The 3,609-nt window shown below is 64.3% G+C and carries 4 protein-coding genes; 2 read left to right on the forward strand and 2 right to left on the reverse strand.

Features of this window, described 5'->3' with window-relative positions:
• Positions 1–158: 158 nt before the first annotated feature.
• Positions 159–650, reverse strand: coding sequence for an anthrone oxygenase family protein (locus tag AC1D00_RS31785; RefSeq protein ID WP_135178066.1), 492 nt, complete (start codon positions 648–650; stop codon positions 159–161).
• A gap of 95 nt (positions 651–745) precedes the next feature.
• Here AC1D00_RS31785 and AC1D00_RS31790 point away from each other — a divergent pair, with 95 nt between their 5' ends.
• On the forward strand, positions 746–1,396 hold the full coding sequence (locus AC1D00_RS31790) for a TetR/AcrR family transcriptional regulator (protein ID WP_404557277.1): 651 nt from the start codon (positions 746–748) through the stop codon (positions 1,394–1,396).
• 105 nt (positions 1,397–1,501) lie between these two features.
• Positions 1,502–2,695, forward strand: a complete 1,194-nt coding sequence (argE, locus tag AC1D00_RS31795; RefSeq protein ID WP_477013389.1) for an acetylornithine deacetylase — start codon at positions 1,502–1,504, stop codon at positions 2,693–2,695.
• Positions 2,696–2,933: 238 nt separating this feature from the next.
• On the opposite strand, the gene AC1D00_RS31800 is transcribed toward argE, so the two are convergent.
• Entirely contained in the window at positions 2,934–3,560 is a 627-nt protein-coding gene (locus AC1D00_RS31800; RefSeq protein ID WP_477013390.1) for a LysE family translocator, read from the reverse strand.
• Between the last annotated feature and the right edge of the window lie 49 nt (positions 3,561–3,609).

Below are 3,609 nucleotides of genomic sequence, written 5' to 3' on the forward strand. Positions count from 1 at the left end.
GTCGGGCAACGCAAGGGCTTGTAGATGCGTAGGGTGGATTAGCCGAAGGCGTAATCCACCTCTTCTGCTTCCGCGGAGAGAGACAGTGGTGGGTTACGCCTTCGGCTAACCCACCCTACGAGATCGAGCTGTCCCGGGTATCGCTTCGCTCACCCCGGCTACGAAGCCGACGAAGCAAGCGCGGCGACAAAGAGCGCACACCCCACCACCGACGCAACCGTCCGCACATGGTTCCAGAACGTCCAGTCCTTCAGATACGCCGCCCACACGGCACCGGCCTCCGGCGCGGATGGCTGCACCGCGGCGAGCGCGTTGTTGAGCGGGACGTTGAACACCATCGTCACGACGAACATGCCGATGACATAGAGGCCGCCGCCGGCGATCATGCTCACCGCCCCCGGCTCGCTGATGCGCAACGTACCCATCACCACCAGCGCCGCGCCTGCCACGGTCGTGCCGAGAAACAGCGGCATGAACAGCGAGCGTACGATGTCGACATTGATCGCGTTCATTGCCGCGATGCCGGCCGCCTGGCCGAGCCGGCCAAACGCGGTCATGATGAAGGTCGAAAAGGCGAAATAGATTCCGGCCATGAGGCCGCAGCCAATCGCCGAAAACCAGAGCAGTCCGGTCGTAAAAACCTGCCGCATGCCGCAGCCCCCCTCAGATACGATAAACTCTCGCATTTGATAAATGCGATAAACTCTCTTATTTCTGACGTCAAGCGCGGGTAGCGGGAATCAGCATGCCGGAACGGAAAAGCAGGACGGACAAGACGACGCACGCGGCCGCGCGACGCGCGCCGCTGGTGCCGACGCAGGAGCGAAGCCGGGAACGCTTCGACCGCATCCTCACGGCTGCGGCCGAGATCCTCACCGAGAAAGGCAGCGACGCCTTCCGGATGAGCGACATCGTCGAGCGCACCGGCATCGCCTTCGGCTCGCTCTATCAATATTTTCCGGACAAGAGCACGGTGATCGGGACGCTCGCCGAGCGCTGCAATGCCATCGGCCGCGAATGCGTCCAGCGCGACCTCGCCGAGATGAAGAAGCTATCCGACCTGCACCCTGCGCTGTGCCGCATCACCGACGGCTATAACCAGATGTTCCGCGAGCATCCTGTGATGCATCACATCTGGCAGGCGACGCAGGCCGACCGTAGCTTGCAGAAGATCGACGGGGAGGATGTGGCCTATCTCGCCGGCCTCCTGCGCGAGGCACTCAAGTGTGTCGCGCCGAAACAGCCCGCCACCGCCCTCACCTCCTTTTCGCAACTGGCGATGATCCAGATCGCAGCCGCGGTTCGTCACGCCATCGCCTTGCCGCCCGCGGAGGCGCGGCGTACGCTCGACCTGTTCAAGCGAATGCTGCCGAAAGACCTCTCCGCGCTCGGCTGAGGTTCGGCGAAAGCACCCTTCGCGATCGCGATTTGCCCGAACCGCCACTCCGTTGGTATGTTTCGTGCAAGCGGCGAAGCCGTCCTCCATCTCATGAACGAGACAATGCCCAACCCGATTTTCCCGAGTTCACGACCCGATCGCATTCGAAATCTCCTCGCCGACCTCGTCGGCTTCGACACCGTCAGCGACCGCACCAATCTGCCCTTGATCGCCCATATCGAGAGCTATCTCGCCTTCCTCGGCGTCAAGGGCGAGCGCATCACCGACGAGACCGGACAGAAGGCCTCGCTGTGGGTCACGATCGGGCCGGAGGACCGCCCGGGCCTCGTGCTGTCGGGCCATACCGACGTCGTTCCGGTCGTGGGCCAGGACTGGAGCCACGATCCGTTCAAGCTGGTCGAGCGCGACGGCAGGCTCTACGGCCGCGGCACCACCGACATGAAGGGTTTTGTCGCGGTGTGTCTCGCCATGGTGCCGGAGATGCTGGAGGCCAGGCTCAGGACGCCGATTCACCTGGCGATCTCCTATGACGAGGAGATCGGCTGCGTCGGCGTGCGGCCGATGCTCCGCGAGGTCGCCAAGAAGAAGGTCAGGCCGCTCGGCGCCTTCATCGGCGAGCCGACGCAGATGCAGGTCATCATCGGCCACAAGGGCAAGCACGGCGTGCGCGCCACCTTCCGCGGTCTCGCCCGCCACTCCTCGATCGCGCCCGACGGCGTCAACGCAATCGAATATGCCGCCGAGCTGATCGCCGAGATCCGCCGCCGCGCGGTGCTGCTCGCAGGCAAGAGATCAACGGACAGCCTTTACGACGTTCCGCACTCGACGCTGCTCACCAGCATCGTCCATGGCGGCGCCGCGCTGAACATCGTGCCTGATACCTGCACGGTGGATTTCGAATGCCGCGGCATCGGCATCACCGAGTCGCGCGAGGTGACGGATGCGATCATCGCCTGGGCCAAGGCCGAGATCGAGCCGGCGATGAAGGCGCGGCATCCGGAGTGCGGCATCGATTTCGAGGAAATCCTCGACTATCCCGCGCTCGACACCGCCGCCGACGCGCCAATCGTCACGCTGGCCAAGAGGCTCGCCGGCCGCAACGACCACGCCAAGGTCGCCTTCGGCACCGAGGCGAGCCTGTTCGCCAGCATGGCCGACATCCCCTCGGTGGTGATTGGCCCCGGCGCGATCGCGCAGGCGCACACGCCGGACGAGTTCGTGGAGATGTCGGAGCTGTTGAAATGCGCGGGCTTTGTGGAGAAGCTGATCGCGCATTGCGCGAAGGGCGATGCATAGGGCGTAACCCGCCAGTTTGCGCGAACCGATTGCGAGGACTCCGAGCTCCATCCTCGTCATTGCGAGGAGCTCTTGCGACGAAGCAATCCAGTCTGCCCCGAGGAAAGATTATGGATTGCTTCGCTTCGCTCGCAATGACGGAGGGAGCGAGCGCTCCTCATCATCGGTGTCATGCCCCGCCTTGTGCGCAATTGCGCACATCCAGTACGCCGCGGCTGCTCGATTCAAGCCGGCTGCCTCAGCGCTCCTGCAAGGCCAGCCGCACGCCGACGGCACAATAGATGGTCCCGACCACCTTGCCTTGCCACTTCACGACGGCCGGATGGCGGCGCAGGAAATTGCCGAGACGACCGGCCCCCACAGCGAACACGACGGTGCTCAACAAGCCGAGCAACACGAAGACGATGCCGAGGACCGCAAGCTGCAGCGCGGTCCCGCCGTGTTCGGGCCGGACGAACTGCGGCAGGAACGCCAGAAAGAACAGCGCCGTCTTGGGATTGAGCACCTCGGTCAGCACGGCCTCGCGGAATGCGCGACCTGCGCTGATCGTGGGCGCTCCGCCGTTCAGCGCGACCGGTGCCTTGTCAAGCATGGCGCGAATGCCAAGGTAGATAAGGAACGCGGCCCCCGCATATTTGACGATGCTGAAGAGGAGCGCCGAAGTGGCGATGATCGCCGAGAGGCCGACGATCGCCATGCTGGTGTGGATCACGTCACCCGCCGCAATCCCCGCGCCTGTCGCGATACCCACCTTCGTTCCGGAGCTTGCGGCGCGCGCCATGGTGAGCAGCGTGGCCGGGCCGGGAATGAAGACGAAGCCGAGCACGATGAGGGTGTAGGTGATGAGGGTGGTGTGGTCGATCATGGGCGTGGTCCCGAGGGCTGTTAGCGTAACAGGCTGAGCGAGGGCGAAT

It is taken from the genome of Bradyrhizobium sp. P2_E8 (assembly GCF_056403875.1).

Coding starts and splice junctions, on each gene's coding strand:
- AC1D00_RS31785 (WP_135178066.1), bottom strand. CDS start 650: ATGCGGCAGGTTTTTACGACCGGACTGCTCTGGTTTTCGGCGATTGGC.
- AC1D00_RS31790 (WP_404557277.1), top strand. CDS start 746: ATGCCGGAACGGAAAAGCAGGACGGACAAGACGACGCACGCGGCCGCG.
- argE (WP_477013389.1), top strand. CDS start 1,502: ATGCCCAACCCGATTTTCCCGAGTTCACGACCCGATCGCATTCGAAAT.
- AC1D00_RS31800 (WP_477013390.1), bottom strand. CDS start 3,560: ATGATCGACCACACCACCCTCATCACCTACACCCTCATCGTGCTCGGC.